This window comes from Kitasatospora viridis, from assembly GCF_007829815.1.
Taxonomy (GTDB): Bacteria; Actinomycetota; Actinomycetes; order Streptomycetales; family Streptomycetaceae; genus Kitasatospora; species Kitasatospora viridis.
Genome location: NZ_VIWT01000001.1, coordinates 12,013 through 37,611 on the forward strand (window position 1 = coordinate 12,013; position 25,599 = coordinate 37,611).

Below are 25,599 nucleotides of genomic sequence, written 5' to 3' on the forward strand. Positions count from 1 at the left end.
GCCCGGCGCCCGGGTTACGTTCCCCTGCGAGACCCCCGGCCGAGGAGCGACCATGAGCGAACAGCAGGGCCAGCACAGCGAGTTCGTCCGCCAGTGGGAGGCGTGGCACGCCGAGCACGAGCGGGTGCGGACCGACCCGCACGGCTTCCTCGCCGTCACCAGCCTGAACTGGCTGGACGCCGAGCCGACCCGGTACCCGGACGCCCCCGGCAGCTGGTCCAGCACCGCCGAGGGCGTCACCGTCGAGCTGGCCGTCGACGAGGAGCTGGTGATCGACGGCAGCCCGGTGCACGGCACCCACCACTTCGGGGTGATCGAGGAGCGCGCCGGCTTCCTGGTGCGGGCCGGCGAGGCCGTGATCGAGGTGGCCAAGCGCGGCGGCAAGGACATCCTGCGCCCGCGCCACCCCGGCAACGAGCTGCTGGCCGACTACGCCGGCACCGCCGCCTACGAGCCGGACCCGCGCTGGGCCGTGCCCGCCCGCTTCGTCCCCTTCGACGCCCCGCGCCCGGTGACCGTCGGCGCGGCGGTCGAGGGCATCCAGCACGTCTACCAGGCGCCCGGGCAGCTGGAGTTCGAGCTGGACGGCGCCACCCACCGGCTCACCGCCTTCAACGGCGGCCGCCCCGGCACCCTCCAGGTGCTGTTCACCGACGCCACCTCGGGCACCACCACCTACCCGGCGAACCGCTCGCTCGCCGTCCCGGCCCCCGACGACGACCAGCGGGTGGTGCTCGACTTCAACCGCGCGACCAACCTCCCCTGCGCCTACACCGAGCACGCCACCTGCCCGCTGCCGCCCGCCGAGAACCGCCTGCGGGTCGCCGTCGAGGCCGGCGAGCGGTACCCGTTCGAGCGCCACGGCAAGGAGCCCCACGGCAAGGGCTGACCCGGCGCCCGGTAGCAGACGCCAAGTAGCAGGGGTCAGCGCCGGCTGAGGTAGGTCAGCACCGCGAGCACCCGCCGGTGGCCGCTGTCCGCGGGCGACAGCCCGAGCTTGGCGAAGACGTTGCCGATGTGCTTGTGCACGGCGTTCTCGGTGATCACCAGCCGGGCCGCGATCGTGGCGTTGTCCTGCCCTTCGGCCATCAGGGCGAGCACCTCGCGTTCGCGGCGCGTGAGGGCGGCCACCGGGTCGTGGCTGTGGCCGGTGAGCAGCTGCCCGATCACCTCGGGGTCCATCACGGTCCCGCCGGCGGCGACCCGCCGCAGCGCGTCGGTGAACTCGCTCACCCGGCTGACCCGGTCCTTCAGCAGGTAGCCCACACCGCCGCGCCCGTCGGAGAGCAGCTCGCCCGCGTACTGCTGCTCGACGTACTGGGAGAGCACCAGCACGGGCAGGCCGGCGTGCCGGCGGCGGGCCCGGATGGCGGCGTGGATGCCCTCGTCGCGGAAGGTCGGCGGCAGGCGCACGTCGACGATCGCGACGTCCGGCCGGTGCTCGGCGACGGCGGCGGCGAAGCCGGGTGCGTCCTCGACGATCGCGGCGACCTCGAAGCCCTTGGCCGCCAGCAGCAGTTCCAGCCCGTTGGCCAGCAGCACGTTGTCCTCGGCGATCACGACCCGCACGGCAGGCTCACGGTGATGGTGGTCGGACCGCCGCCGGGGCTGTGCAGGTGCACGGTGCCGTCGAGGGCGCGGACGCGGTGGCGGATGCCCGCGATGCCGGTGCCCAGCGCCTCGTCGGCGCCGCCGACCCCGTCGTCGCTGACCCAGGCCGTCAGCCGGTCGCCGTCCCGGGCGACCCGGACGGCCGTCCGGGTCGCCCGGCTGTGCTTGGCGGCGTTGGTGAGCGCCTCGGCGACCGTGTAGTAGGCCGCTGCCTCGACGGCGGCCGGGACGCGGCCCAGTTCGCCGACGTCCAGGGTGGTCTCGACCGCCGACCTGCTGCCGAGCGCCGCCAGCGCCCCGGCGAGGCCGCGGTCGGCGAGGATCGGCGGGTACATCGTCCGGATCACCGCACGCAGCTCCACCATCGCCTGCTCCGTGCTCTCGTGCGCCTCCGCCAGCAGCCTGGCCGCCAGGTGCGGGTCCTCGTCGAGCGACTCGCGGGCCACGCCGAGGCGCACCGCGATGGCCACCAGCCGGGCCTGGGTGCCGTCGTGCAGGTCGCGTTCGATCCGGCGCAGTTCGGCGCCGTGCGCGGTGACGGCATCGGCCCGGGTCTCGGTCAGCGTCGCCACCCGCTGCGCCAACTCCCCGGCGGCCGACGGTGCGAGCAGCGCGACGCAGGTCCGGGCGTGCAGGCGCGCCAGCGGCGGCACCAGCCAGCAGGTCAGGGCGGCGAAGACGGCGCACTGCGCGGTGCCGAGGGTCAGCGCCGTGCCCCACCCGGTCAGCGGCACGCCGGCGCCGAACCCGCCCGCCCGGGTGCCGGCGGGCAGCGCCCACCACAGCGGCACCGTGACGGCCGTGCTCACCGCGTTGCCCGCGCACAGCAGCGCCACCAGCCCGAACGCCAGCCCGCTCACGGTGCTGACGCACAGCCAGCCGAGCACCCGCCAGGCGCCGAGCCGGACGGGGCCGGAGCGCGGTGCGCGCAGCATCCGGTCGGCCCGGCGGCGGTGCCAGGACGCCCAGCTGCGGGCCGCCCCCGGGACGAGCAGCACGGGCAGCGCGAACACGGCGAGGGCGGCGGTGCACAGGCTCCCCAGGAGGTAGCCCAGACCGCGCCCCGTCGCCGAAACCCGGTGGGTCACACGTCGGTTCATCCGCCCAAGTCTGAACCACCGCTTCCGGGTCCGGCACTACAGCCCACTACCCCTTTTTCCCACGGGTGAGCGGTAGCGCCGTCGCCCCTCGGCCGCACCTAGCGTCAACACCCATGACCAGCTCACCCATTGCCCCACCCCGCCGGCGAACCCTCGCCCTGGCCGCCCTGCTGACCGCGACCCTGGCCACCACCGCGCCGGGCACGACGGCCGATGCGCGATCGGCCGACCGGAGCCTGCTCCAGCGCGACGCCGACGCGATCACCGCGCTCGGTGTGACGGGGGTTCAGGCCCGCCTGAGCGCCGCCGGCCGCCCGGACCTGACCGCCACCAGCGGCGTCGCCGACCTGACGGGCCGCCAGCCGGTGCGGCCCGACGGGTACTTCCGGATCGCCAGCGTCACCAAGGCGTTCGTGGCCACCGTGACCCTGCAACTCGTCGGCGAGCGGCGGCTCTCGCTGGACGACCCGGTCGAGCGCTGGCTGCCGGGCGTGGTCGCCGGCAACGGCAACGACGGCCGCGCGATCACCGTCCGCCAACTGCTCCAGCACACCAGCGGGCTGCACGACGACTACCCGGACTACACTTCGGCGGCGGACTTCCAGCAGCACCGGTACGACACCTACACGCCCGAGCAGCTCGTCGCCCGGGCGATGCGCCACCGGCCGGACTTCCCGCCGGGCACGGCCTGGGGCTACTCCAACACCGACTACGTGCTGCTCGGCATGATCATCCAGCGGGTCACCGGAGACTCCTGGCACCAGCAGGTGCGGGACCGGATCGTCCGACCGCTCGGCCTCGACCACACCTTCTGGCCCGGCACTTCGCCCGCCCTGCCGCAGCCGCACGCCGAGACCTACCAGCGGTTCGCCCCGGGCGAGCCGTTCGTCGACGTCACCGAGCAGGTCGGCTCGGGCACCAACGGCGAGGCGGGGCTCGTCTCCACCACCGCCGACCTCGACGCCTTCTTCCGCGCCCTGCTCGGCGGCCGGCTGCTGGCACCGGCCCAACTGGCCGAGTTGGAGGGGACGGTGCCGGTCAGCCCGGACTTCGCGCAGCTCATGCCGGGTGCCCGAGACGGGCTGGGGCTGTTCTCCCGCCCGCTCTCCTGCGGCGGGGTGTACTGGGGCCACGAGGGCGGCGACGCCGGCTGGATCACCGGCGACGGCGTCACCGCCGACGGGCGGCGCAGCGTGACGGTCTCGCTCTCGGGCGTCCAGGCCGCCACCCCGGCCGACGTGCGGCGCGTGGAGGACGCCGAGACCCGGCTGGTCGACCACGCACTGTGCGCAACTCGCTAACGGGGTTGTGAGTTGGGGCGGGTGCGCGAGATGGTTTGTGGCGGTACTGCCGACGCCGTCTCCTGGAGGACCTCCGTGACCGATCGTGCGCCCGCCCGACTGCCCGCCCCGCCCTACTACGCCGTGGTGTTCACCGCCGTGCGCACCTCCGGCGACAACGGCTACCAGGAGACGGACGACCGGTTGATGGAACTGGCCGCCGACGAGCCGGGATTCCTCGGTGTCGACGCCGCCCGCGGCGCGGACGGCCTCGGGATCACGGTGACGTACTGGCAGGACGAGCAGTCCATCGCCGCCTGGCGCAACCACGCGGAGCACGCGCTGGCCCGCAAGTACGGCCGTGAGCACTGGTACAGCTCGTACGCGCTCCACGTGACCAAGGTCGAGCGCGCCTACGGGTTCACCCGACCGGAGGGCTGACGGCCGCCGGCCTGGCGGGCTGACGGCCCGTCACCGTTGCGCCGTCCAGGTGCACGCCGCGGGGCCGGTCCTTGTTCCGGCCGCCCCGCTGCGATTGAGTCCTGACCATGATTGTCGAGTACATCCGCTACCGGATCGACGAACCCCGGCGCGCCGCCTTCGAGGCGGCCTACGCCCGCGCCGCGCAGCCGCTCGCCAGGGCGGAGCAGTGCCTGGACTACGAGTTGACCGCCTGCGCCGAACAGCCCGGCGACTACGTGCTGCGGATCCGCTGGACCTCCACCGAGGACCACCTGCGGGGCTTTCGCGAGGGCCCGGAGTTCCGCGCCTTCTTCACCGAGATCGAACCGTACGTCGGCGCCGTCGAGGAGATGCGCCACTACGCGCCGACCCAGGTGGCGGGCCGCGGCGGCGCCCACCCGACCCTCTACGAGTGGGCGGGCGGCGCCGAGGCCCTGGAGCGGCTCTTCACCCGCTTCTACGAACACGTGGACCAGGACCCGCTGCTGGCGCCGCTCTTCGCCGACAAGCACCCCGAGCACGCCCAGCACGTGGCGGCCTGGCTAGGCGAGGTCTTCGGCGGGCCGCAGGTGTACAGCGCCGAGCACGGCGGCCACCGGCACATGGCCGGGCAGCACCTCGGCCGGGGCATCGGCGAGCAACAGCGCCGCCGCTGGGTGAACCTGCTGCTCGACACGGCGGACGAGGTCGGCCTGCCCGCCGACCCCGAGTTCCGCGCCGTCCTCGCCTACTACCTGGAATGGGGCACCCGGATGGCCGTGCTCTACGCCGGACCCACGCCGCCCCCGCTGCCGGACGCACCGATGCCGCGCTGGGACTGGGGGCTGACACCGCCTTACCGGGGCTGAGCCGCCGCGCGATCGCCGGGCAAAACCAGTACGGACACGGTCCGACCAGGTGCGATGATCCGGGCATGACCCACATCATCAAGACCGTGCCGGCCGAGGACTGGGCCAAGGCCAAGGAAATACGCCTGGCGGCCCTGCGGGATCCGATCGCGCACCTGGCCTTCCTGGAGACGCTGGAGCAGGGGCTCGCCAGGCCCGACGAGTTCTGGCAGGACCGCGCGCGGGCCTCCGCCGAAGGCACCTCGCTGCGCCAGTTCGTGGCCGAGGCGCCGGACGGCGAGTGGCTGGGCACGGTCACCGCGCGCGTCGAACTGCCCGGCGACACCTCGGCGTTCGGCGGCGAGCCGAAGGCGCCGCAGACCCATGTGGTCGGCGTCTTCCTGCGCCCCGCGGCACGCGGGGCCGGCATCGCCGAGGAGCTCCTGGCCGCCGCCGTCGCGTGGTCCTGGTCGCTCTCCGAGCCGCGGATCGAGCGGGTCCGCCTCTTCGTGCACGAGGAGAACGCCCGGGCCCAGGCCCTCTACCGCAAGGCCGGGTTCGAACCCACCGGCGCCACCGTGCTGGTCCCGGCCGACGTCCCGTTCCGGGAGGTCGAGCTCGCCGTCACCAGGAGCCTCACGCCGGCCGGGTGAGCCGACCGGCCACCGCGTCGAGGACCCACTCCAGGCCGGTCGCGAAGGACGTCTCGGCGTCCACGTCCGCGCCGTCGTGCACGGCCTTGCTCAGCGCCGGGAAGCGGCCCGTGGCCAGCAGGCCCGTCAGGTGCGGGCCGTTAGCGCGCTGCCAGTCGCGCTCGGACAGGCCGGTGGCGCGCTCGGCCCGCAGGTTGGCGATCTCGCGCCTGATCGCGCCGGTGCAGTAGGCGCCGACGGTCTCCACGGCGCGCATCGCGGTGTCGATGTCGGCGAGGCCGTCGAGGGCGGCGAGCCGGGCCTCGGTCACGGCGAGGGCGTTCGGGCCGAGAGTCGGACGGCCGCCGAGCAGGTCGGCCAGCCATTCGTGCCGCAGCGCCGCCGCCCTGGTGCGGTGGGCGAGGGTGCGCAGCGCCTCGCGCCAGTCGCCGGGCTCGCCGGGCCGCTCCGCGGGGAGGATCTCGGCGTGGACCTCGTCCAGCATGAGGTCGACCAAGTCCTGCTTGGTGGAGATGTATCCGTACAGCCGCATCGGGCCGGCGTCGAGCCGGGCGGCGACCTTGCGCAGCGACACCGCCTCCAGCCCGCCCTCGTCGGCCAGCGCGACGGCGGCGGCGACGATCCGCTCCCGGTCGAGCGGCACGGGGGCGGTCGGCGGCTCGGGCCGGTCCCAGACAGTCATGGTCACACCGTTCCATTGCGGGTCAGCACACCTACGAAATACAGTGTATCGACATGAGACAGCGTATCGCAGTGGTCGGGAGCGGCCCGGCCGGCCTCACCTTCGCCCGTGTCCTGCACCGCCACGGCCACCCCGTCACCGTCTTCGAACGCGATCCCGGCCCCGACGCCCGGCCCCCGGGCGGCACGCTGGACCTGCACACGGGCCTGGGCCAGCTCGCGCTGGAGAAGGCGGGGCTGCTGGCGGGGTTCGAGGAGCTGTCGCGCCCCGAGGGGCAGGCGATGCGGATCCTGGACCCGGACGGGACCGTGCTGCGCGACTGGCGCCCGCGGCCGGACGAGCGGGCCAATCCCGAGATCGACCGCGGACAGCTGCGCGACCTGCTGCTCGGCCCGCTCGACGTGCAGTGGGGCCGGGGCGTGACGCAGGTAGTGCCGGGGACCCGGGACGGCACGCTGGTCCGGTTCGCGGACGGGCGGCAGGAGGCCTTCGACCTGGTGGTCGGCGCGGACGGCGCCTGGTCCCGGACCCGCCCGGCGGTCTCGCCGGTGACGCCGCACTACACCGGCATCACCTCGGTCGGGACCTCGCTGGACGAGGTCGACACCCGCCACCCCGAGCTCGCCCGGTTGATCGGCGACGGGTCCGTGGGCGTGTACGGCGCGAACCGCAGTCTCGTTGCCCAGCGCAACAGCGGCGGCCACGTCAAGGTGCACGCCCGGTTCCGTGCGCCGCTGGACTGGCACGCCGGCCTGGACCTGGCCGACGTCGAGGCCGTGCGGTCGAGGCTGCTCGCCCTGTTCGCCGGCTGGTCCGCTCCCGTCCTCGAACTCCTTTGCCACGGCGCGGATTTCACCGAGCATCCGGTCCACGTCCTGCCCGTCTCCCACACCTGGGAGCACGTCCCCGGGGTGACGCTGCTGGGCGACTCCGCCCACCTGATGCCCCCGCTGGGGGCGGGCGCGAACCTCGCGATGCTGGACGGCGCCGAACTCGCCGAGGCCATCGCCGCCGCTCCCGGCCCCGGCGAACTGGACCAGGCCGTCCGCGCCTTCGAGGAGCGGATGTGGGCCCGGGCCGGCCGGTGGGCACAGATCACGACGGCCGGCCTGGAACGCCTGGTCAACCCGGACCCCGCCGAAGCCCTCGCGCACTTCGACGAGGTCCAGCCCTCCTGACCTCACCGGGTCCGGCGTCAGCGGGGCACGGCGGTGATGACGGCCGCCAGCGGCACGCCCTTGAAGGCGAGCTCGGTGTGGGTGGCCCGGCGGGTGGCGGTGAAGCCCGGCTGCCCGAGCGGCGGGGCGGGCTGCTGCGGCTGGGGGCGGAAGCCGGTCGCAGTGAGCCGGGCGAGCCAGACGGCGGTGGGCTCGTGCCGCTCGTGGCGGTCCTCCTCCGGGGCGCCGACGACATCGAGGATCTCCCGGCCGAAGAAGCGCTTCATCGCCCCCTTCTCCGCCGGGTTCGCGCCGGTCGCGTCGATCGCGGCGAACAGCGTGCCGTAGTGCTGCCAGGCGTTCGCCAGCCGGGTGCGCAGCGGCGCCCGGTGGTGGTCGCTGTCCGGCTCGCACAGGGCCAGGGCGGCCGGCCGCTGGGCGTGCAGGCGGCGCAGCAGCGCGGTGCGCGCGTCGCCGCCCGGGGTGTCGCGCATGTGGTGCAGGGCGAAGGAGGCCGTCACCACCAGCGGGCGCGGCAGGCGGGCCAGCGCCTCCCAGAACGCGTCGTCCAGGTCCTCGGTCGCGCGGGCCACCTGCTGGACGTCGACCGCGGTGCGCGCCTGGCGGCCGGCCGCGTGCAGGGTGCGCCCGGCGGCGGCGAGGCTGTCGGGCGCGACGTCGACGCCGACCACGGTGACCTGCTCCAGCCAGTCGGCGCGGGCGATCAGGTCGCGCTCCTGGCCGCCGTGGCCGATCCCGAGGGCCAGCACGGTGGCCCGGGTGGCGCCGTGCAGGTGCGGCAGGAGGCTCTCGGTGGCCAGCCGGCCCGCGCGCAGCAGCGGCAGGTGACGCAGCATCACCGCGAACAGGTCGATCTGCGCCGTGCCGTCGTCCCGCAGGTACGGGTTCCCCCGGGCGGTGGGCGGGGCGAGCCGGGCCCGGAGCCCGGCCAGGAAGAAGGTCAGCAGCAGCATGTCGTCGGCCCGGACCGCGTCGGCCCGGTCCAGGGCCGCGGCCAACCGGTCGGGGTCGTCGGCCTCAGCGGCCGCTGCCGCCCGGTCGAGGAGGAGGAGAGCATCGTTCACGAGCCCGGACGCTAGGAGAAACCTTTGGCCGACTTCCTACTCCGCTCACTCGTCCGAGCGGATCTCTCACCTGTTGGGCGGAGCGCGCACGCCGGCGGCTTACCAGTGGCGCAGCGCGCCGTCCGGATCCCGCCAGCACCGCGGGCAGGCGGTGCCCATGATCGAGGGCACGGCGACCGCTGCGAGAGGAACCACCGATGCCCGCTCCCAGCCGCCTCGACGGCACCGACTGGACCGCCCTGTCCGGCGAACTCGACGAGCACGGCCACGCGTTGACCGGCCCGCTGCTCACCCCCGCCGAATGCCGGACGCTCGCCGCGCTGTTCGACGAGCCCGAGCGCTTCCGCAGCACGGTGGACATGGCCCGCCACCGCTTCGGCTCCGGCCGGTACCGCTACTTCACCCACGAGCTGCCCACCCTGGTAGGGGAGTTGCGCGAGGCGTGCTACCCCCGCCTGCTGCCGATCGCGCGCGACTGGGCCGCCCGGCTCGGCGCCCCGGCGCCGTGGCCGGACGAGCTGGCCGAGTGGCTGGCGATGTGCCACGCCGCCGGGCAGGCCAAGTCCGCGCAGATCCTGCTGCGCTACGGCCCGGGCGACTGGAACGCGCTGCACCGCGACGTGTTCGGCGACCTGCTCTTCCCGCTCCAGGTGGTGATCGGCCTCGACGTGCCGGGCACCGACTACACCGGCGGCGAGTTCGTGATGACCGAGCAGCGCCCGCGCGCCCAGTCCCGCGGCTCCGCCACCACCCTGCCGCAGGGCCACGGCCTGGTCTTCACCACCCGCGAGCGGCCGGTCCCGAGCCGGCGCGGCTGGTCGGCCGGACCGATGCGGCACGGCGTGAGCACCGTCCGCTCCGGCCGCCGGCACACCCTGGGCCTGGTCTTCCACGACGCCGCGTGACACCGCAACCGGCCGACGGAGCACCCGACCGACGGAGCACCCTGCTGACGGCCCGCCGGGCTGACGCCGCATCGAACGGTGCACGACCCGGTTGCCCCGAAGTCCGGTCCGGTCCCGCACGGCGCGCGGGGGCCGGACCGGACGCATTCCTCCTCGTCACCGGCGCAATCGGAACCCGGAGCGGTACCTACCGGGCAGTACGTTCGGCACGAAAGGGCAACGGTTCGGGCTCGATGAGCCTTTCGCCGGACGGGTCGCTACTGCTGGAATCTAGACCGGCCCGCCCCGTCGTGGCAGGTCGGCCCGGACGGTGCTGCGTGCGGTCGGTAAGGCCCGCCCGTTGACCGGTCGCTCCGTTCCGGTCCGGCGAACGGGCCGTCAAACCCCGTGTCCCAGGACCTGCGAGGAGAACAGAGCATGCCGTCATACCTGTCGCCGGGCGTGTACGTGGAGGAGGTGGCCTCCGGCTCGCGTCCGATCGAGGGTGTCGGCACCTCCGTGGCCGCCTTCGTCGGCCTCGCCCCGACCGGCCCGCTGGACGAGCCCACCCTGGTCACCAACTGGACCCAGTACACGGCGTCCTTCGGCGAGTTCACCGACGGCTACTACCTGGCCCACGCCGTCTACGGGTTCTTCAACAACGGCGGCTCCGCGGCCTACGTGGTCCGGGTCGGCGGCGTGACCGGCGGCGTGCCGGCCGAGGCCGGCCAGGCCCAGCTCGGTGCCGCCGCTCCGGTGGCCGCGCTGCCCGCCGCCGAGCCGACCGCGCTCGGCACCTTCAAGGTGACCGCGATCGCCGCCGCGCCGTCCGGCGGTCAGCTGACCGTCGAGGTCGCCGACGCCGAGGGCGAGGGCCCGGCCGAGCGCTTCAAGCTGGTGGTCAAGGACGGCGAGACCGTCGTCGAGACCTTCGACGCGACCGCCAAGCGCGGCGGCCGCGCCTACGTCGTCACCCAGGTCAAGGAGCGCTCGCGGCTGATCGCCGTCGAGGAGGCCGTGCCGACCGCGCAGCTGGCCCGCCCGGACAACCAGGCCGTGCTGGTGCCCGCCGCCCCCGCGGCCGGCCCGGCGGCCGCCGCCGCTCCGGCCGCGCCCGCGCGCGTCACCGCCACCCCGGCCCAGTACCTGGGCGACTCCGCCGACCGCACCGGTTTCGGCGGTCTGGAGGCGTACGACGAGATCTCCATCGTCGCCGTGCCCGACCTGATGGCCGCCTACCAGCGCGGTGCGCTCGACCAGGACGCCCTGAAGGCGGTCCAGCTCGGCCTGATCTCGCACTGCGAGCTGATGGGCGACCGGATGGCCGTGATCGACCCGCCGCCCAGCCTGAACGCCCGCGACATCCGCAAGTGGCGCCAGGAGACCGCCGGTTACGACTCCAAGTACGCGGCGCTCTACTACCCCTGGATCAAGGTCTTCGACCCGTCCAGCGGCCAGTCCCGCCTGGTGCCCCCGTCCGGCCACGTGGCCGGCGTCTGGGCCCGCAACGACGCCGAGCGCGGCGTGCACAAGGCCCCGGCCAACGAGATCCTGCGCGGCGCGGTCGACCTGGAGCTGCAGATCACCCGGGGCGAGCAGGACCTGCTCAACCCGATCGGCGTGAACTGCATCCGGGCCTTCCCCGGCCGCGGCATCCGGGTCTGGGGCGCCCGCACCATGGCCTCCGACCCGGCGTGGCGCTACCTGAACGTGCGGCGCTACTTCAACTACCTTGAGGAGTCCATCCTCGTCGGTACCCAGTGGGTCGTCTTCGAGCCCAACGACCAGGCGCTGTGGGCCCGGATCCGCCGCAACATCTCCGCCTTCCTGGTCACCGAGTGGCGCAGCGGCGCGCTGTTCGGCGCCCGCCCGGAGGACGCCTTCTACGTGAAGTGCGACGCCGAGACCAACCCGCCGGAGTCGGTGGACCTCGGCCGGGTGGTCTGCGAGATCGGGGTCGCGCCGGTCAAGCCGGCCGAATTCGTGGTCTTCCGTCTGGCCCAGTTCTCCAGCGGCGGCGGCGAGCTGGACGAGTAGTCCGGACCGGTCCAGCCAGCCCACCCCCACTTCCCGGAAGGAGCCCTAGCTCATGAGCATGCAGCCCGGCGACGCGCTCGCCTCACACAACTTCGGCCTGCAGATCGACGGTGTTCTCGTCGAGTACCTGCAGGAGGTCAGCGGCCTGTCGATGAAGCAGGACGTGATCGAGTACAAGCAGGTGACCCCGCAGGGTCAGCTGGTCACCAAGAAGATGCCCGGCGTGAAGCAGGCCGGCGAGTGCACCGTGGTCCGCGGCATGACCCACTCGGCGGCGTTCAGCCAGTGGATCCAGGAGTCGATCTACGGCAACATGTCGTCGGCCCGCAAGAACGCCACCATCATCATGATGGACTACACCAACGCCCCGGTGAAGCGCTACCACATGCGCAACGCCTGGTGCAGCTCGGTGGAGGCCAGCACGGTCAAGGCCGGCGAGGCCTCGGCGCTCACCGAGACCATCTCGATCACCTACGAAGAGCTGGTCATCGAGTAATGCGTCGTCAAGCGACGGTCGCGCCGGGGCCCTTCCAGGCCCCGGCTCCGGCCACGGCTCCAGGTGCGGCCGCTCCGGCGGCCGCTCCGCCCGCACCCGTGACGCAGCGTCAGACCCTGCAGACGGAGTTCGAGTTCGAGCTCCCGCGCGGGTACGTGGACGACTCCGGCACGGTGCACCGGCGCGGCGCGATGCGGCTGGCCACCGCGCGGGACGAGCTGATCCCGCTGCGCGACGTGCGGGTGCAGGAGAACCCGGCGTACCTGTCGGTGGTGCTGCTCGGTCGGGTGATCACCCGGCTCGGCGACCTGCCGATGGTGCACGACGGCGTGGTGGAGAACATGTTCGCCTCCGACCTCGCCTTCCTGCAGGACTTCTACCGCCAGGTCAACTCCGAGGGGCACACCCGCGCGGCGGTCAACTGCCCGCACTGCGAGCAGCCCTTCGAGGTCGAGCTGGGCGGGAGCCGCCTGGGGGAATAGTGACGTACGCGACCGACCGCCTCTACCAGGAGGTCGCGTACATCGCCTACCACTTCCACTGGGGTCAGGACGAGATCCTGGACATGGAGCACCGCGACCGACGCCGGTACGTGGAGGAGATCGCGGGGCTCGTCGCCCGCGCCGGAGCAGAGGGCTGAGGAGACGCCGATGGGCATCCTGAACTGGCGTGGCCGCCGGGCGGGTTCGGGCACGGATGCGACCTCGGCCACGGACTCCGGCCCGACTGCGGGAGCGGCGGCCGAGGCGCCCGCCGAGGCCGCTCCGGCCGCCCGGCCCCGGGTGCGGGACTGGCCCGCCCTGGCACCGCTGCGGCCGGTGCTGGGCGACGGGGTGCGCGCGGTCAGCGCGGCGGGGTTCGGGGGAACCCTGACGGCGTTCCAGAACCCCTCGTTCGTCGGCGAGTTGTCGCACTCGGTGCAGCGCAGCGCGCCCGCCGGGCTGGCCCACGGGCTGCTCCGCGCGGTGCCCGTGCGGTCGGCCGAGCTCGGCCTGCCCGCGCTGCGGCTGCCGGTCGTGAGTGCGGTGGCGGCGAACCCGGCGGTGGAGGGCGCGGGTTGGGGTGAGACCGGCCTGCTGGGGACCTCGCGGACCGTCCGGACCTCGGGGCTCGCGGCGGGACCGGGCTCGGCTGCTCCGGCGGCCGCGCCAGTACCGGTGTCGGTGCCGGTGGCGCGGGCGGTCGCTCCGGGAGCTGCCAGAACGCCGAGCGTGCCCGCGGTGACGCCCACGTCGAAGTCCGCCGGTACCCGGGAGGCGGCGAGCCCCGCGACGACTCCGGCGGCTGCGAAGCCGGCTGCGGTGCAGGCGGGTTCACCAACGTCGGCGGGCGCGGCTCGCCCGGTGAGCCGCGCCACGAGTGCCGCCGGTGCCCCCGTGCAGCGGCGAGCCGTGGCGGCCCGCCCCTCGCTGACCACGGCCCGCCCCACCCTGCCGGTGCTGCGGCGCGTCGCGTCGCACCGGCCTGCCGCCACCCCGGCCGCAGCCGTGCCGGACGCCTCCGACGACTCCGCGCGAGCGGCGGCTCCGGCAGCCGCTCCCCCGGTTGCTCCCGTTCCGGCGCCTGCTCCTGTCGCTGCTCCTGCTCCTGCTCCGCTGACGCCGGGTCAGCGGGTGATGACCTCCGCGGCGCTGCCCGTGAAGGCGCCCACCACGCCCACCAGGCCCACCACACCCAGCACGCCTGCGGCGGCCCCGGCCGCGCCCGTGCAGCGGTCGGCCGCGCCTGCGGCCGTGACCAAGCCGAGCACGCCCAGCGCACCGCGCACACCCGGTACTTCGAGCGCGCCCCGCACGCCGAGTCCGTCCCCGGTGCCTGCCACGCCGAGCGCGCCGGCGCCGACACGCGGCGCCGCCGTGCCGCCCGTGAAGGCCGCCGCGCCTGCGGCCCCCGTGGCGAAGCCCGACGCACCTGGCAAGGCGTCGGCTGTCGCACCGTCAGGACCGGCTACTCCGGCCGCCCCGACCGCCCCGATGCCCGACCTCCCCGTGCGGTCAGCCACCCCGACCGCCGCGCCCGCTGCGGTCGCGCCCGCCCCCGTCCAGCGTCGAGTCGCGGACGCTCCGGCCCCCCGCGCGGCGGCAGCTCCCACTCCGAACACCCCGAAGACTCTGAACACCCCGAGCGCCCCGAGCCCCCGGCCGGCGACGCCCACTCCGGCCGTCCAGCGCGCCGCCTCCAACACCCCCGCGAGCACCCCCTCCCCCGCCGCCACGCCCACGGCGGCCGCCCGGCCGAGCGCCGGCCCGGCGCAGGATCACCCGGTCCAGCGGAAGGCGACGCCCGCGCCCACCGCCTCGCCGGCCCCCGCACCCGCGACCACGCCCGCCGAGCTGCCCGTGGCACCCACCGTCCAGCGGGCGACGGCGACCCCGCCCGTGCAGCGCGCCGCCACCAGCGCTCCCGCGCCGCGACCGGCCACCGCCGGCAGCAGCACCCCGGTGCCGCCCGCGACCACGCCCGCCGTCACCCCGGCTGCCACCCGCGCCGCCACGCCGGCCCCCGGCCCGACCACCAGCCAGGCCCCGGCCCCCAACGCGCCGACCTTGCAGCACGGTTCGGTGCGGCCCGCGCGCACCGTCGCCCCGCTGGTCAGCGCCCGGCCGACGGTCGCCACCCTCACCACCCAGCGCGCGCTCGCGGCCCCCGGTCGGCCCGCCCCCGCGCGGGCGGCCGGCAGCGCGCCGAGGCCGGTGTCCGCCGCCGCCCAACCGGCCGCGCCCGCACCGGCCGCCGCGCCGACGCCGGTCGTGCCGCTCACCGCCGTTCCCGCCGCTCCCCTCGCCGCCACGGGCACCCGCCCGGTCGTCCCCACCGCGCCGATGCAGCGCGCCGTCACACCGGCGCCCGCCCCCGCAGCCGCCGTGCGCCCGGCCGGGCCGACCCTTCCGACCGGCCCGGCCGCGTCCGTCCAACGCGCCGCAGCCGCACCCGTGTTCACCACCCCCGCCGTCCCCGTCCAGCCGTCCCTGCCCGCACCGGCCGCCGTCCAGCGCGCCCTCGCGCCGGCGCCGACCAACGACGCGAGGCCCGCCGTGCCCATGCCCCCGCGCCCGAACCCGAGCCCGATGCAGCAGCCCAGCACCCCCACCCCGCCGGCGCCCGTCAGCCCGCCGGCGACCCCGTCGGCCCCGGCAGCGCCCGCCGCCAGCCCGTTCCCGCCGGCCGTGCAGCGCGCCGCCAAGGCCCTGGCGCCCACCGCCGCCCCCACCACCCCGCCGGTCAACGCACCATCAACCGACGCACCGTCAGCCGGTGCACCGTCACCCGCCACCCCCGCGCGCCGGATGCCCCCCATCTCCCGCCGACCGGGCCTCGGCTCCCCGCTCAACCGCCAGGCACCCGCCGCCGCACCGACCGTGCAGCGCGCCCCGGCCGCCACCCCGGCCCAGCCCATCCAGCCTGCCCAGGCTGCCCAGCCCGCCCCACCCCAGCTGCCCACGCCCCCCGCACCCCTGGCTCCCCCGGCACCCCCGGTCCAGCGCACCCCGCTGAGCCCGACCTCCCCGACCCCCACACCCCTCAGCCCGCCCCCCGCGCGCACCACCACCCGCCGCCCCGGCCTCGGCGCCCCCGTGGCCCGCACCGCCCCGGCCGCCCCCGCACCCCAGCCGGACCTCCCCCTCCCCACCGTGCAGCGCCGCGCCGCCGCGCCGGCACCCGCGCAGCCCCCCGTGCAGCGCACCCCGGCCGCACCCCCGGCGCCCCCGGCCACCCGGCCACCGCAGCCCCGCAACACCACCCCGCCCCCGGTCCAGCGGGAGGCCGGCGGCTCGACCACCTCGGCCGCGCGCCCCGCCGAGTCCCCGGCCGAGCCGCACGCCTGGAGCGATGCCGAACTCGACGACCTGGCCCGCCGCCTGATCAACCCGCTGAGCCGCCTGCTGCGCGCCGAGCTGCGCCACGACCGCGAGCGGATCGGCCGCCCCCGCGACCCGCTCCGCTGACCGAGCGCGCCGACCCGACCACCCCGACCGCACCGACCACCCAGACCCGGAGCACCGCCACATGACCACCTCCCTCGATCCAGGCTCCACGATCTTCTTCACGCTCACCATCGACGGGCAGGATCTCGGCCTCTTCAACGGCTGCGAGGGCCTGGCCTCCGAGGTGGACGTGGAGACCCACGAGGAGGGCGGCAACAACGGGTTCGTCTGGCAACTGCCCTCCCGGGTGCGGTTCTCCAACATCCGGCTGACCCGCCCGCTGACCGCCGACACCGCGAAGGTGGCGGCCTGGATCTCCACCGTGGCGACCGGCATCCAGCGGCCGACGGCGCAGATCGCGGCGCTGCGGGCGGACGGTTCGATCGTCGCCCGCTGGGGCCTGCTGGACGTGCTGCCGGTGCGCTGGCAGGGGCCGACCCTGGATCCGGCGAGCCCGGCCGTGGCCACCGAGGTGCTGGAGATCGCGCACCACGGCTTCACCGTGGCGGGGGCATAGCGATGGCCCAGCCCGGTGCGAGCCTGGTCCGTGCGAGCCTGTGGATCCACGAGCCGCCGACCAGCATGCTGATGGCGCTCGGCGGCGAGATCGGCAGCGTGGACTTCCAGTTCAACCCCAAGGAGCTGAGCCTGAGCCGGGGCGCCAACTGGCACAAGGCGGAATCGGTCGGGTACCGGCTCGGCGCGCTGCCGCGGTTCACCGGTGCCGAGCCCGCCCAGATGACGGTGCCGATCTTCCTGGACGCGAACGCGCCCGGCAGCTCGGTCAAGGTGCAGGCACAGGTGGAGCAGCTGCTCTCCTGCTGCGAGGTGTACCCGCCGAGCCTGTTCACCAAGCGGCCGTCGCCGCCCTGGGTGCGGTTCTCCTGGGGCTCGTTCAGCACGGTGCAGTTCGTCGCCTACGTGACCAGGGCGGATGCGAGCTTCACGCTGTTCAGCCCGACCGGGGAGCCGACCCGGGCCACCGTCACGCTCGCGCTGACCGAGATCCCGCTGATCACGGGCGGTCAGAACCCGACCTCCGGCGCACTGAACGCCCGTCGGGTGCACCGCACCGTGGCGGGCGACTCGCTGCAGTCGCTGGCCTACCGGGAGTACGGCGACGCGACGGTCTGGCGGGTGATCGCCGAGGCCAACGACATCGACGACCCGATGGTGCTGGAGCCCGGCACCGAGCTGCTGCTGCCGGCCGCCGAAGACGTCCACCGATAGGGAGTCGGAGAAACACCACCATGAGCCTCGGTACCTACTCCAACATCCTCTACGTCGAGATCGAAGGCGCGCCGCTGCCGGACAAGTTGGCCGACCAACTGCAGGAGGGCTGGGTCGACGCGAGCGTCAACGTCCCGGCCGCCTTCCAGCTGGTCTTCAACGACCAGGGCCGGGAGATCACCAAGGACTTCCCGCAACTGCGGATCGGTGCCAAGGCGGTGCTCTACCCGTACACCGACGGCAACAAGGGCGCGGCGCTGGTGACCGGTGAGATCACCGCGCTGGAGTCGGAGTCCGACACGACGTCCAAGCAGCTGGTGGTGCGCGGTTTCGACAAGGCACACCGGCTGCTGCGCACCCGCCGGGTGGCCGGCTACCCGAACATGACCGCCGACGAGATCGTCCGCACCCTGGCCGGCAAGTGCGGGGTGCCGCTCGGCACGGTCCAGAGCACCAGCACCATCTACGAGTTGTGCACCCAGCCGAACGTCACCGACTGGGACTTCCTGTGCCGGCTGGCCCGGGAGAACGACCTCTACCTGTTCGTCGACAACCTGGGCCTGCTGCAGTTCACCTCGCTGCTGCCGGCCTCGGCGGCGCCGCCGGACACCGTGCCCGCCGCGCAGAGCCAGTTCGTGCTGGACTTCGAGACCACCATGCTGCGCAGCCGGGCCACGGTGACCGCCGCCGGGCAGGTCTCCGAGGTCGACGTCCGTGGCTGGAACGTGGCCGCCAAGCGGGCGTTGACGGCGCTGACGCCGACCAGCGGAAACCCCGACGTGCTGCCGGGCACCACCCCGGACGAGCTGGTGGCGGTCTTCGGCACGGCCCGGCTGACCGGCACCGAGGTGCCGTTCGACACCCAGGCCGAGGTCACCAAGGCGTCCAAGGGCCTGATGGAGGACATCACCGCGGGCTTCGCCGAGCTGGAGGTCGTGGTGGTCGGCAACCCGGAGCTGAAGCCGGGTCGGCCGGTCGCGGTCAAGGGCGCGGGCCAGCCCTTCGAGGGCCGGTACACCGTGACCGGCACCCGGCACGTGTTCTCCGGCGGTACCCAGTACCAGACCTGGGTCACCGTGACGGGCCGTCAGTTCCGTTCGCTGTACGGCCTGGCGTCCGGCGGGGCGGACACCGCGCCGCGGATCCCGGGGGTGGCGAACGCGCTGGTCACCAACATCCAGGACCCGCTGCGGCAGGGCCGGGTCAAGCTCTCCTTCCCTTGGCTGTCCGAGGACTACGAGAGCGACTGGTGCCGGGTGGCGCAGTTCGGCGGGGTGCGCGGCGGCGGGCTGATGCTGCCGGACGTGCACGACGAGGTGCTGGTGGCCTTCGACCGCGGTTCGCTGGACCACCCGTACGTGATCGCCGGCCTGTACAACGGGATCGACCGGCCGACCCCGGACCCGGACGGGATCGATCCGGTGGACGGCACCAGCGGGGCGGTCAACTGGCGCAGCGTGGCGAACCGGCGCGGCGACATCGTCGAGCTGCTGGAGGCGGAGACGCACGCCGAGCGCGGCATCCGGCTGCGCACCGGCGACCGCACGCTCAAGGTCCACCTGGACGACACCAGCACCAAGATCACCATCCAGAGCGACGGCAGCATCCTGATCGACGGCACCACCACGGTCAGCGTGCAGGCCGGCGCGGACCTCAACCTGCAGGCCGGCGGCACCGTCTCGATCAAGGCCGGCGGGGCGGTCAACATCAACGCGGGCGGCGCGGTGGCCATCGAGGCGGTCGGCGACGCGAGTATGAGCGCCGCCGGCGCGGTCTCGATGGAGGCGGCCGGTGACGCGAGCGTCACCGCGGCCGGCGCGGTGGACCTGACCGCCGTCGGCACGCTGACCGCCGCCGCCGTCACCGTCGAGCTGGCCGGCATCGTCACCGCCAACGGCCTGCCGGTCGTCTGATGCGGCATCAGCAGATGGAGGAGCAGAAGCAGATGAAGACCCCACGGACCCCGCAGCCACCGATCGGCGGGTGCGGCCGTGGCTGAGCAGTTCGTCGGCTCCGGCTGGGCCTTCCCGCTGCGGATCTCGCCGTCCGGCGGGATCGCGCTGGTCAGCCGGGAGCGGGAGATCGAGGAGGCGATCCAGCTGGTGCTGTGCACCGCGCCGGGCGAGCGGCCGATGCGCCCGGAGTTCGGCTGCGCCATCCACGACCTGGTCTTCGCGCCGGTGGACGAGGCCACGGCGGGCCGGATCCAGTACGAGGTGCGGACCTGCCTGGACCGCTGGGAGCCGCGGATCGAGGTGCGCGAGGTCTCGGTGACCGCCGACCCGGACGAGGAGGGGGTGCTGCTGATCGACGTGCGCTACTCGATCCGCGGCACCAACAACCCGCGCAGCCTGGTCTTCCCGTTCTACGTCATCCCGTCGCACGACGACCCGTCAGAGTCCGCTGCCAGTGCGGCCCCCACCGAAAGCGAAGCCTGATGGCGCTGCCCTCCCCCAACCTCGACGACCGCCGGTTCCAGCAGTTCGTCGACGACGCCAAGCGCTACGTCCAGCAACGCGCCCCCGAGTGGACCGACCACAACGTCTCCGACCCCGGGGTGACGCTGATCGAGACCGTGGCCCACATGGCCGACCAGATCGTCTACCGGCTGAACCGGGTGCCGGACAAGAACTACCTGGCCTTCCTCGACCTGCTCGGGATCACCCTGTTCCCGCCGTCGGCGGCCTACACCGACGTGACCTTCTGGCTCTCCGCACCGCAGCAGCAGCCGCTGCTGCTGCCGGCCGGCACCCAGACCGCCACCCAGCGCACCGAGACCGAGGAGGCGGTGGTCTTCGCCACCGAGCGGGACCTGACCATCGTGCCGTGCGCGCTGGACCGGGTGCTGCTCCAGCACCAGGGCAACCCGCCGGCCGAGGTGACCACCGAGGTGATGGACGGTCAGGACGTCTCCTGCTTCCAGGAGGCCCCGCAGCCCGGCGACACCATGCTGCTCGGGCTGGACGCCGCGGTGCCGGACTGCGCCGTGGTGCTGCGCCTGGGCAGCCGGGTGGACGGTGTCGGTGTCGACCCGCGCCAGCCCCCGCTGGTCTGGGAGGCCTGGACGGCCGACGGCTGGCGGGAGTGCCGGATCGAGCGGGACACCACCGGCGGCCTCAACCGGCCCGGCGAGGTGGTGCTGCACGTGCCGTCCGGCCACGCGCCCTCCCGGCTCGGCCGGTTCGACGCCGGCTGGCTGCGCTGCCGGGTCACCGAGCCGGTGCCCGGGCAGCCGTTCTACTCGCTCTCGCCGACCGTGCGTTCGGCCTCGGCCTTCACCATCGGCGGGACCGTCCGCTCGGTGCACGCCGACGTGGTCACCGACGAGCCGCTCGGCGAGTCCAGCGGCGTGCCCGGGCAGCGGGTGCGGCTGGCGAACGCCCCGGTGCTGGCCGACCAGCCGCCGCTGGAGCTCCAGGTCTCGGACGGCGAGGGCTGGACGGACTGGACCGTGGTGACCCACTTCGCCTCCTCCGGCCCCGCCGACCCGCACGTCACGCTGGACGCGGCCACCGGCGAGATCGCCTTCGGCCCGGCCGTCCGCGAGCCCGACGGCTCGCTGCGCCAGTACGGCGCGGTGCCGGTCAAGGGCTCCGCGATCCGGGCCAGGCGCTACCGCACCGGCGGCGGGAAGAGCGGCAACATCGCCCGGGGCAGCATCAAGGTGCTGCGCAGCTCGATCCCGTACATCGCCCGGGTGGACAACCGCGAGTCGGCCCGCGGCGGGGTCGACGGCGAGACGGTGGCCGAGGCCAAGGTGCGCGCGCCCGTCACGCTGCGGGCCCAGGACCGCGCGGTCACCGTGCGGGACTACGAGGAGCTGGCCCGCCGGGCCGCCCCGGAGGCGGCCCGGATCACCTGCCTGGCCGCCGACGAGTCGCGGCACGGCGAGAACGCGGTGCGGGTGCTGGTCGTCCCGCAGGCGGTGCCGGACCTGGGCGGGCGGCTGCGGTTCGAGCAACTGGTGCCCGGCGACGAGCTGTTGGAGAAGATCACCCGCAACCTGGACGAACGCCGCCCGATCGGCACCCGGCTCGCCGTCGGCCCGCCGTTCTACCAGGGCGTCACGGTCGTCGCCACGCTGCACGCCTACCGGGCCGGCGAGGCCGAGCGGGTGCGGCTGGCCGCGCTGGACGCGCTGCACCGCCACCTGGACCCGCTGGTCGGCGGCGCGCTGGGCACCGGCTGGCCGTTCGGGCGGCCGGTGCAGTCCGGCGAGATCTTCGCCGTGCTGCAGCGGGTGCCCGGGGTGGAGCTGGTGGACCAGGTGCTGCTGCACCCGGCCGACCCGCTGACCGGCAAGCGCGGCGATGCCACCGACCGGATCGACCTGGAGCGCCCGGCGCTGGTCTTCTCCTTCGACCACCGCGTCCGCGTGATCGGGGGCTGACGGCGTGCGAGGAGGCATCGACGGGCTGGGCACCCGGCACCCGATCGGGGCGCAACTGCCGGCCGCCTTCGCCGAGGACCCGCTGATGCAGCGGTTCACCGAGGGACTGGACGGGGTGCTGGCGCCGCTGCTGACGGTGCTGGACTGCCAGGAGGCCTACCTGGACCCCGCGCTGGCCCCGCGCGACTTCACCACCTGGCTGGGCTCCTGGGTGGGCGCCGAGCTGACCGACGACGAGCCGGAGGCGATGCTGCGCGAGGCCGTGGCCGCCGCCGCCGCGCTGCACCGCCTGCGCGGAACCGCGCGCGGCCTGGCCGAGGCGGTGCGGCTGGCCTTCGGCGTGCTGCCGGAGATCCACGAGAGCGGCGGGGCGCAGTGGTCGGCGCGCCCGCTCGGCGAGTTCCCGGGCGACCCGGTGGCGGCGCTCACCGTGGTGCTGCGGGTGCCGGACCCGGCGGCCGTGGACCAGCGGCGGCTCAACGACCTGGTGCGGGCCGCCCGGCCCGCGCACATTCCCTGCACCGTGCAGGTGATACCGATCGAGAGGACCTGAGGTGAGCGGCAAGGCGTGCGAGGAGTGCGGGGCCACGGCCACGCCCGGACAGGCGTTCTGCGACGACTGCGGGGCGTTCCTGGACTGGGGGACCGCGGCGGCCGCCACCCCTGACGCACCGACACCGCCCGCGGCGGCCAAGCCGGCCGCCGAGCCGGCGAAGCCCGCCGCGGCCCCGGCTCCCGCGGCAACCCCGGCACCTGCGGCACCCGCCGCACCTGCTGCGCCGCCGGCTCCCAAGGCCGCTCCGGCGGCTGAGGCCCCGTCAGCGGTGGTGCTGCCGGCCATGGAGCTGCCGGACGACCTGTTCGCGCCCGACGCCCCGGCCGGCGACCGCCCGCACGCCCAGGCGGCGGAGTCCGAGGCCGCCACCCGCGAGCTGCCGCCGCACGACCCGGCCGCGCCCGCGCCCGCGCCGCCCGCCCAGACCACCGAGATGGAGCGGGCCCGGGCCCTGCTGGTGCCGGTCGCCGACCGCAGCCGCCCCACCGAGACGCCGCCGCCGGTCGCCCCCGTGCTGCCCGGCACCCCGGAGGCCGCCCGGCCGACGGTGCGCACCGCCGAGCCGGACGCCGGGCCGCTGAACGGCATCGGCTGCCCCTGGTGCGGCACCGCCAACCAGACCGACCGGCACTTCTGCCGGCGCTGCGCGATGCGGCTGGCCGACAAGCCCGAGGGACCGGCCCGCCGACCGTGGTGGCGGCGGATCACCGACTGGCGCAACCGGGAGGCCCCCTGGGCCGGCGAGCGGCCGCGGCTGCGCCGGGACATCGGGCAGCTGCTGCGGATGGCGATCTTCGGGGTGATCGGACTGGCCTTGGTGGTCGGCCTGCTGATGGCCTGGAACCCGGCCGCCGAGGCGATCGAGGACCACTTCGCCGGCCGCGCCGCCGTCCACCCGACCGGCTACGAGGCCTCGCACTCCTACCCGGACCACGGGCCGGAGAAGGCCTTCGACGAGGTGAGCAACAGCTGGTGGGGCCCGGGCTACGGCGGCGCCGCCGACGGCCAGTGGATCCAGGCCGACTTCGGCCAGCCCACCGACCTGCTGGACCTGGTGATCACCCCGGGCGAGTCCGCCCGCCCGGACCAGACCACCCTGTCCGCCCTGCCCGAGCAGATGGACGCCATCGTCACCACCCCCGACGGCAAGACCACCACCCAGACCCTGACCCTCGACGACGGCGGCGTGCAGCACTTCACCTTCCGTCACCGCAGCGTCAGCAACGTCCGGTTCGTGCTGAAGGCCGCCTACGGCGCGACCCCCGACAAGCAGGTCGCGATCGCCGAGATCGAGTTCTTCGGCCGCAAGGGCGCCAGCTGAGCGGACCCGCAGCACCGCCGTCGGCGGGCCGCCCCTCCCCGGGGGCGGCCCGCCGACGGCGTTCGCGCCTCCCGTCGGGTGGGTGCGGGTATTCTCGGCGTGCCGGAGCGGCACCGCAGTCACAGATGTCGGCCCTTTGGGGCAACAGGACTGCCCAGCACGCGGGCCCCGCGGCCGCAGACAGCGGGCCCGGCGGCGCCTAACCTTCCCGGGTGACGATCTGGACCTCCCTCGAACCCCCGTCCGCCACCGTCGAGGCGGGCGGCAGTGTGACCGTGACGCTGCGGATACGAAACACCGGGGACGTGGTGGAGGAGTACCGCGTCGTGCCGGTGGGCGAGCCGGCGGCCTGGGCCACCGTGGAGCCGACCGGGCTGAAGCTGTACCCCGGGACCACCGGGAGCGTGCAGATCACCTTCCGGCCGCCGCGCTCGCCGGACGCCACGGCGGGGCCGAACCCGTACGCGCTGCAGGTCGTGCCGACCGAGTTCCCCGACAGCACCACGGTGCCGGAGGGGAACCTGACGATCACTCCGTTCACCGAGATCCGCGCCGAGTTGCTGCCGCCGACCAGTCGCGGACGGTTCCGCGGACGGCCGAAGCTGGCGATCGACAACCTCGGCAACGTCAAGCTGACGGCCTCGCTCGCCGGGCAGGACACCGGGAACCAGCTGGGCTTCGACATCCGCCCCGGCAGCCTGCAGATCGAGCCCGGCCGGGCCGCGTTCACCAAGGTGCGGATCAAGCCGAACCGGGTGCTGTGGACCGGCCAGAAGGAGACCCGCCCGTTCGGGATCACCATCCAGCGCTCGGGCGCGGAGACCGTCAAGGTCGACGGCAGCTACGTGCAGCCCTCGGTGATGCCGCGTTGGCTGATGACGCTCGGCGGACTGCTCGGTGCGCTGGCCGTGGCGTTCGTCGCGCTCTGGCTCGCGGTGCGGCCCTCGGTGGGCAGCAACGCGCACGAGCTCGCGGACGGTTCGGACGGCTCGCCGGTGGCCAACTCCTCGGCGATCAGCCCGGCGCCCGGGCCGGTGCTGGCGCCGCCGCCGAGCGCGCCCGCGCAGCCGGGCCCCTCGGTGCCGGCCCTCCCGGGCGGGGCGCTGCCGGCGCCCGGCGGCGGGGCGCCGAACAACCCGGCCCCCGCGGGCGGGGTGCCCACACTGGCCGCGCCGGCGCCGGCCCCCGGCAACCCGGCCCCCGCCGGTGGCGGTGGCGGCGGCGGGGGCGGTGGTGGCGGGGGCGGTGCTCCGGCCAGCAGCGCGCCCCCCAAGGCCGGCGCTTCGCTGCCGATCAAGCCCTCCGACCCGGCGAACGTCTTCGTCCAGTTCGCCCAGTACCGGCTGGCCGCGCTCAACTCGGGCAACCCCTGCACGCTCACCCAGAAGGTCTCCCCCGGCCGCCTGGACGGCCCCACGGTCGCCTCGCTCAGCTGCTTCCAGAAGGCCACCGACGCGGCGCGCAAGGGCCACCTGGTGCAGGACGAGAACGGCGTGCTCGGCCGGGAGACGATGACCGCGCTCTGGTCCTTCGGCTTCGCCGGCCAGCAGTCCCTGGTCGCCAACGGGCAGTCGAACTTCCAGGTGCTCGCGGCCTCCGGCGCGCTGCAGTGGGCCCAGTACACGGACGTCAACCACGACAACGCGGCGCGCGACGCCCAGTACGCCCAGTACGGGATCTACTACCTGACCGGTCGCGCCCAGGCCAACGCGACGGCGGACTCCGGCTTCCAGCAGGCCGTGCGCGCCTACCAGCAGGACGTGAACCTGCCGGTCACCGGCACCATCGACACCGCCACCTACGGCGCCCTGCTCTCCGGAGCGGTGAAGGGCGGCTCCAACCCGGGCACGGTGAGCGCGGACAACTGGATCCCGGGGCCGGTCAACTGACCCACCGGGAGAA

The 25,599-nt window shown here is 74.8% G+C and carries 26 protein-coding genes; 20 read left to right on the forward strand and 6 right to left on the reverse strand.

Annotated elements, in window-relative coordinates; all coding sequences use genetic code 11:
- The first annotated feature begins 52 nt into the window (after positions 1-52).
- Positions 53-889 carry a DUF1684 domain-containing protein gene (locus FHX73_RS00055; RefSeq protein ID WP_145902631.1) on the forward strand — a complete coding sequence of 279 codons (837 nt, stop codon included), beginning with the start codon at positions 53-55 and terminating at the stop codon, positions 887-889.
- 35 nt (positions 890-924) lie between these two features.
- Here the strand turns inward: FHX73_RS00055 and FHX73_RS00060 are convergent, their stop codons facing one another.
- Both FHX73_RS00060 and FHX73_RS00065 read right to left on the reverse strand, forming a co-directional pair.
- On the reverse strand, positions 925-1,569 hold the full coding sequence (locus tag FHX73_RS00060) for a LuxR C-terminal-related transcriptional regulator (RefSeq protein ID WP_145902632.1): 645 nt from the start codon (positions 1,567-1,569) through the stop codon (positions 925-927).
- The gene (locus tag FHX73_RS00065; RefSeq protein ID WP_145902633.1) at positions 1,557-2,711 is read right to left on the reverse strand and encodes a sensor histidine kinase; all 1,155 of its coding nucleotides are present in this window, start codon (positions 2,709-2,711) and stop codon (positions 1,557-1,559) included. The genes FHX73_RS00060 and FHX73_RS00065 overlap by 13 nt, the downstream gene beginning before the upstream one ends.
- A gap of 113 nt (positions 2,712-2,824) precedes the next feature.
- On the opposite strand from FHX73_RS00065, the gene FHX73_RS00070 reads away from it, so the two are divergent.
- The 4 genes from FHX73_RS00070 to FHX73_RS00085 all read left to right on the forward strand — a co-directional run bounded on the left by FHX73_RS00070 (position 2,825) and on the right by FHX73_RS00085 (position 5,933).
- Positions 2,825-4,012, forward strand: a complete 1,188-nt coding sequence (locus tag FHX73_RS00070) for a serine hydrolase domain-containing protein (RefSeq protein WP_145902634.1) — start codon at positions 2,825-2,827, stop codon at positions 4,010-4,012.
- Positions 4,013-4,087: 75 nt separating this feature from the next.
- The gene (locus FHX73_RS00075; protein WP_246213271.1) at positions 4,088-4,432 is read left to right on the forward strand and encodes an antibiotic biosynthesis monooxygenase family protein; all 345 of its coding nucleotides are present in this window, start codon (positions 4,088-4,090) and stop codon (positions 4,430-4,432) included.
- Between the two features lie 107 nt (positions 4,433-4,539).
- Positions 4,540-5,301: a group II truncated hemoglobin gene (locus FHX73_RS00080; protein WP_145902635.1), complete on the forward strand. Its 762-nt coding sequence runs from the start codon at positions 4,540-4,542 to the stop codon at positions 5,299-5,301.
- Between the two features lie 65 nt (positions 5,302-5,366).
- Positions 5,367-5,933: a GNAT family N-acetyltransferase gene (locus FHX73_RS00085; RefSeq protein ID WP_145902636.1), complete on the forward strand. Its 567-nt coding sequence runs from the start codon at positions 5,367-5,369 to the stop codon at positions 5,931-5,933.
- Here the strand turns inward: FHX73_RS00085 and FHX73_RS00090 are convergent.
- Complete coding sequence (locus FHX73_RS00090) at positions 5,917-6,615, reverse strand: TetR/AcrR family transcriptional regulator (protein WP_145902637.1); 699 nt, start codon at positions 6,613-6,615, stop codon at positions 5,917-5,919. The two genes, FHX73_RS00085 and FHX73_RS00090, sit on opposite strands and share 17 nt — an antisense overlap.
- A 53-nt stretch (positions 6,616-6,668) precedes the next feature.
- On the opposite strand from FHX73_RS00090, the gene FHX73_RS00095 reads away from it, so the two are divergent.
- A complete protein-coding gene (locus FHX73_RS00095; RefSeq protein ID WP_145902638.1) occupies positions 6,669-7,793 on the forward strand; it encodes an FAD-dependent oxidoreductase in 1,125 nt (374 codons plus the stop codon).
- A 17-nt stretch (positions 7,794-7,810) separates the two neighbouring features.
- Here the strand turns inward: FHX73_RS00095 and FHX73_RS00100 are convergent, their stop codons facing one another.
- Positions 7,811-8,857 (reverse strand): GRAS family protein, encoded by a 1,047-nt coding sequence (locus tag FHX73_RS00100; protein WP_145902639.1) that lies wholly within the window; start codon positions 8,855-8,857, stop codon positions 7,811-7,813.
- 197 nt (positions 8,858-9,054) lie between these two features.
- Here FHX73_RS00100 and FHX73_RS00105 point away from each other — a divergent pair, with 197 nt between their 5' ends.
- The 5 genes from FHX73_RS00105 to FHX73_RS44405 all read left to right on the forward strand — a co-directional run bounded on the left by FHX73_RS00105 (position 9,055) and on the right by FHX73_RS44405 (position 12,914).
- A complete protein-coding gene (locus tag FHX73_RS00105; RefSeq protein ID WP_145902640.1) occupies positions 9,055-9,762 on the forward strand; it encodes a 2OG-Fe(II) oxygenase in 708 nt (235 codons plus the stop codon).
- Positions 9,763-10,179: 417 nt separating this feature from the next.
- A complete protein-coding gene (locus FHX73_RS00110; protein ID WP_145902641.1) occupies positions 10,180-11,778 on the forward strand; it encodes a phage tail sheath family protein in 1,599 nt (532 codons plus the stop codon).
- A gap of 52 nt (positions 11,779-11,830) precedes the next feature.
- Entirely contained in the window at positions 11,831-12,274 is a 444-nt protein-coding gene (locus FHX73_RS00115) for a phage tail protein (protein ID WP_145902642.1), read from the forward strand.
- Positions 12,274-12,756 (forward strand): hypothetical protein, encoded by a 483-nt coding sequence (locus tag FHX73_RS00120; RefSeq protein WP_145902643.1) that lies wholly within the window; start codon positions 12,274-12,276, stop codon positions 12,754-12,756. Before FHX73_RS00115 ends, FHX73_RS00120 begins: the two co-directional genes overlap by 1 nt.
- A complete protein-coding gene (locus FHX73_RS44405) occupies positions 12,756-12,914 on the forward strand; it encodes a DUF6760 family protein (protein ID WP_170304791.1) in 159 nt (52 codons plus the stop codon). Before FHX73_RS00120 ends, FHX73_RS44405 begins: the two co-directional genes overlap by 1 nt.
- Before the next feature lie 966 nt (positions 12,915-13,880).
- On the opposite strand, the gene FHX73_RS00125 is transcribed toward FHX73_RS44405, so the two are convergent.
- Together FHX73_RS00125 and FHX73_RS00130 are read right to left on the reverse strand one after the other, a co-directional pair.
- The gene (locus FHX73_RS00125; protein WP_145902644.1) at positions 13,881-14,192 is read right to left on the reverse strand and encodes a hypothetical protein; all 312 of its coding nucleotides are present in this window, start codon (positions 14,190-14,192) and stop codon (positions 13,881-13,883) included.
- Between the two features lie 339 nt (positions 14,193-14,531).
- Positions 14,532-15,035, reverse strand: coding sequence for a hypothetical protein (locus FHX73_RS00130; RefSeq protein ID WP_145902645.1), 504 nt, complete (start codon positions 15,033-15,035; stop codon positions 14,532-14,534).
- Here FHX73_RS00130 and FHX73_RS00135 point away from each other — a divergent pair.
- The 9 genes from FHX73_RS00135 (at position 15,025) to FHX73_RS00175 (ending at position 25,586) form a co-directional block, all read left to right on the forward strand.
- Positions 15,025-16,221 carry a hypothetical protein gene (locus FHX73_RS00135; RefSeq protein WP_145902646.1) on the forward strand — a complete coding sequence of 399 codons (1,197 nt, stop codon included), beginning with the start codon at positions 15,025-15,027 and terminating at the stop codon, positions 16,219-16,221. The two genes, FHX73_RS00130 and FHX73_RS00135, sit on opposite strands and share 11 nt — an antisense overlap.
- Positions 16,222-16,282: 61 nt before the next feature.
- Complete coding sequence (locus FHX73_RS00140) at positions 16,283-16,717, forward strand: phage tail protein (RefSeq protein WP_145902647.1); 435 nt, start codon at positions 16,283-16,285, stop codon at positions 16,715-16,717.
- A gap of 2 nt (positions 16,718-16,719) precedes the next feature.
- Complete coding sequence (locus FHX73_RS00145; protein ID WP_170304792.1) at positions 16,720-17,430, forward strand: CIS tube protein; 711 nt, start codon at positions 16,720-16,722, stop codon at positions 17,428-17,430.
- 20 nt (positions 17,431-17,450) lie between these two features.
- On the forward strand, positions 17,451-19,343 hold the full coding sequence (locus tag FHX73_RS00150) for a VgrG-related protein (protein WP_145902649.1): 1,893 nt from the start codon (positions 17,451-17,453) through the stop codon (positions 19,341-19,343).
- Between the two features lie 78 nt (positions 19,344-19,421).
- On the forward strand, positions 19,422-19,868 hold the full coding sequence (locus FHX73_RS00155) for a GPW/gp25 family protein (RefSeq protein ID WP_145902650.1): 447 nt from the start codon (positions 19,422-19,424) through the stop codon (positions 19,866-19,868).
- The gene (locus tag FHX73_RS00160) at positions 19,868-21,820 is read left to right on the forward strand and encodes a putative baseplate assembly protein (protein ID WP_145902651.1); all 1,953 of its coding nucleotides are present in this window, start codon (positions 19,868-19,870) and stop codon (positions 21,818-21,820) included. The genes FHX73_RS00155 and FHX73_RS00160 overlap by 1 nt, the downstream gene beginning before the upstream one ends.
- 4 nt (positions 21,821-21,824) lie before the next feature.
- Positions 21,825-22,373 (forward strand): phage tail protein, encoded by a 549-nt coding sequence (locus tag FHX73_RS00165; RefSeq protein ID WP_145902652.1) that lies wholly within the window; start codon positions 21,825-21,827, stop codon positions 22,371-22,373.
- Position 22,374: 1 nt separating this feature from the next.
- On the forward strand, positions 22,375-23,697 hold the full coding sequence (locus FHX73_RS00170; RefSeq protein WP_145902653.1) for a discoidin domain-containing protein: 1,323 nt from the start codon (positions 22,375-22,377) through the stop codon (positions 23,695-23,697).
- A gap of 212 nt (positions 23,698-23,909) precedes the next feature.
- A complete protein-coding gene (locus tag FHX73_RS00175) occupies positions 23,910-25,586 on the forward strand; it encodes a peptidoglycan-binding domain-containing protein (protein ID WP_145902654.1) in 1,677 nt (558 codons plus the stop codon).
- Positions 25,587-25,599: the final 13 nt, after the last annotated feature.

Excerpts from the sequence above, each read along its gene's own strand:
- FHX73_RS00055 (WP_145902631.1), top strand. The coding sequence starts at position 53 with ATGAGCGAACAGCAGGGCCAGCACAGCGAGTTCGTCCGCCAGTGGGAG.
- FHX73_RS00065 (WP_145902633.1), bottom strand. The coding sequence starts at position 2,711 with ATGAACCGACGTGTGACCCACCGGGTTTCGGCGACGGGGCGCGGTCTG.
- FHX73_RS00070 (WP_145902634.1), top strand. The coding sequence starts at position 2,825 with ATGACCAGCTCACCCATTGCCCCACCCCGCCGGCGAACCCTCGCCCTG.
- FHX73_RS00080 (WP_145902635.1), top strand. The coding sequence starts at position 4,540 with ATGATTGTCGAGTACATCCGCTACCGGATCGACGAACCCCGGCGCGCC.
- FHX73_RS00085 (WP_145902636.1), top strand. The coding sequence starts at position 5,367 with ATGACCCACATCATCAAGACCGTGCCGGCCGAGGACTGGGCCAAGGCC.
- FHX73_RS00090 (WP_145902637.1), bottom strand. The coding sequence starts at position 6,615 with ATGACTGTCTGGGACCGGCCCGAGCCGCCGACCGCCCCCGTGCCGCTC.
- FHX73_RS00095 (WP_145902638.1), top strand. The coding sequence starts at position 6,669 with ATGAGACAGCGTATCGCAGTGGTCGGGAGCGGCCCGGCCGGCCTCACC.
- FHX73_RS00105 (WP_145902640.1), top strand. The coding sequence starts at position 9,055 with ATGCCCGCTCCCAGCCGCCTCGACGGCACCGACTGGACCGCCCTGTCC.
- FHX73_RS00110 (WP_145902641.1), top strand. The coding sequence starts at position 10,180 with ATGCCGTCATACCTGTCGCCGGGCGTGTACGTGGAGGAGGTGGCCTCC.
- FHX73_RS00115 (WP_145902642.1), top strand. The coding sequence starts at position 11,831 with ATGAGCATGCAGCCCGGCGACGCGCTCGCCTCACACAACTTCGGCCTG.
- FHX73_RS00120 (WP_145902643.1), top strand. The coding sequence starts at position 12,274 with ATGCGTCGTCAAGCGACGGTCGCGCCGGGGCCCTTCCAGGCCCCGGCT.
- FHX73_RS00140 (WP_145902647.1), top strand. The coding sequence starts at position 16,283 with ATGACCACCTCCCTCGATCCAGGCTCCACGATCTTCTTCACGCTCACC.
- FHX73_RS00145 (WP_170304792.1), top strand. The coding sequence starts at position 16,720 with ATGGCCCAGCCCGGTGCGAGCCTGGTCCGTGCGAGCCTGTGGATCCAC.
- FHX73_RS00150 (WP_145902649.1), top strand. The coding sequence starts at position 17,451 with ATGAGCCTCGGTACCTACTCCAACATCCTCTACGTCGAGATCGAAGGC.
- FHX73_RS00160 (WP_145902651.1), top strand. The coding sequence starts at position 19,868 with ATGGCGCTGCCCTCCCCCAACCTCGACGACCGCCGGTTCCAGCAGTTC.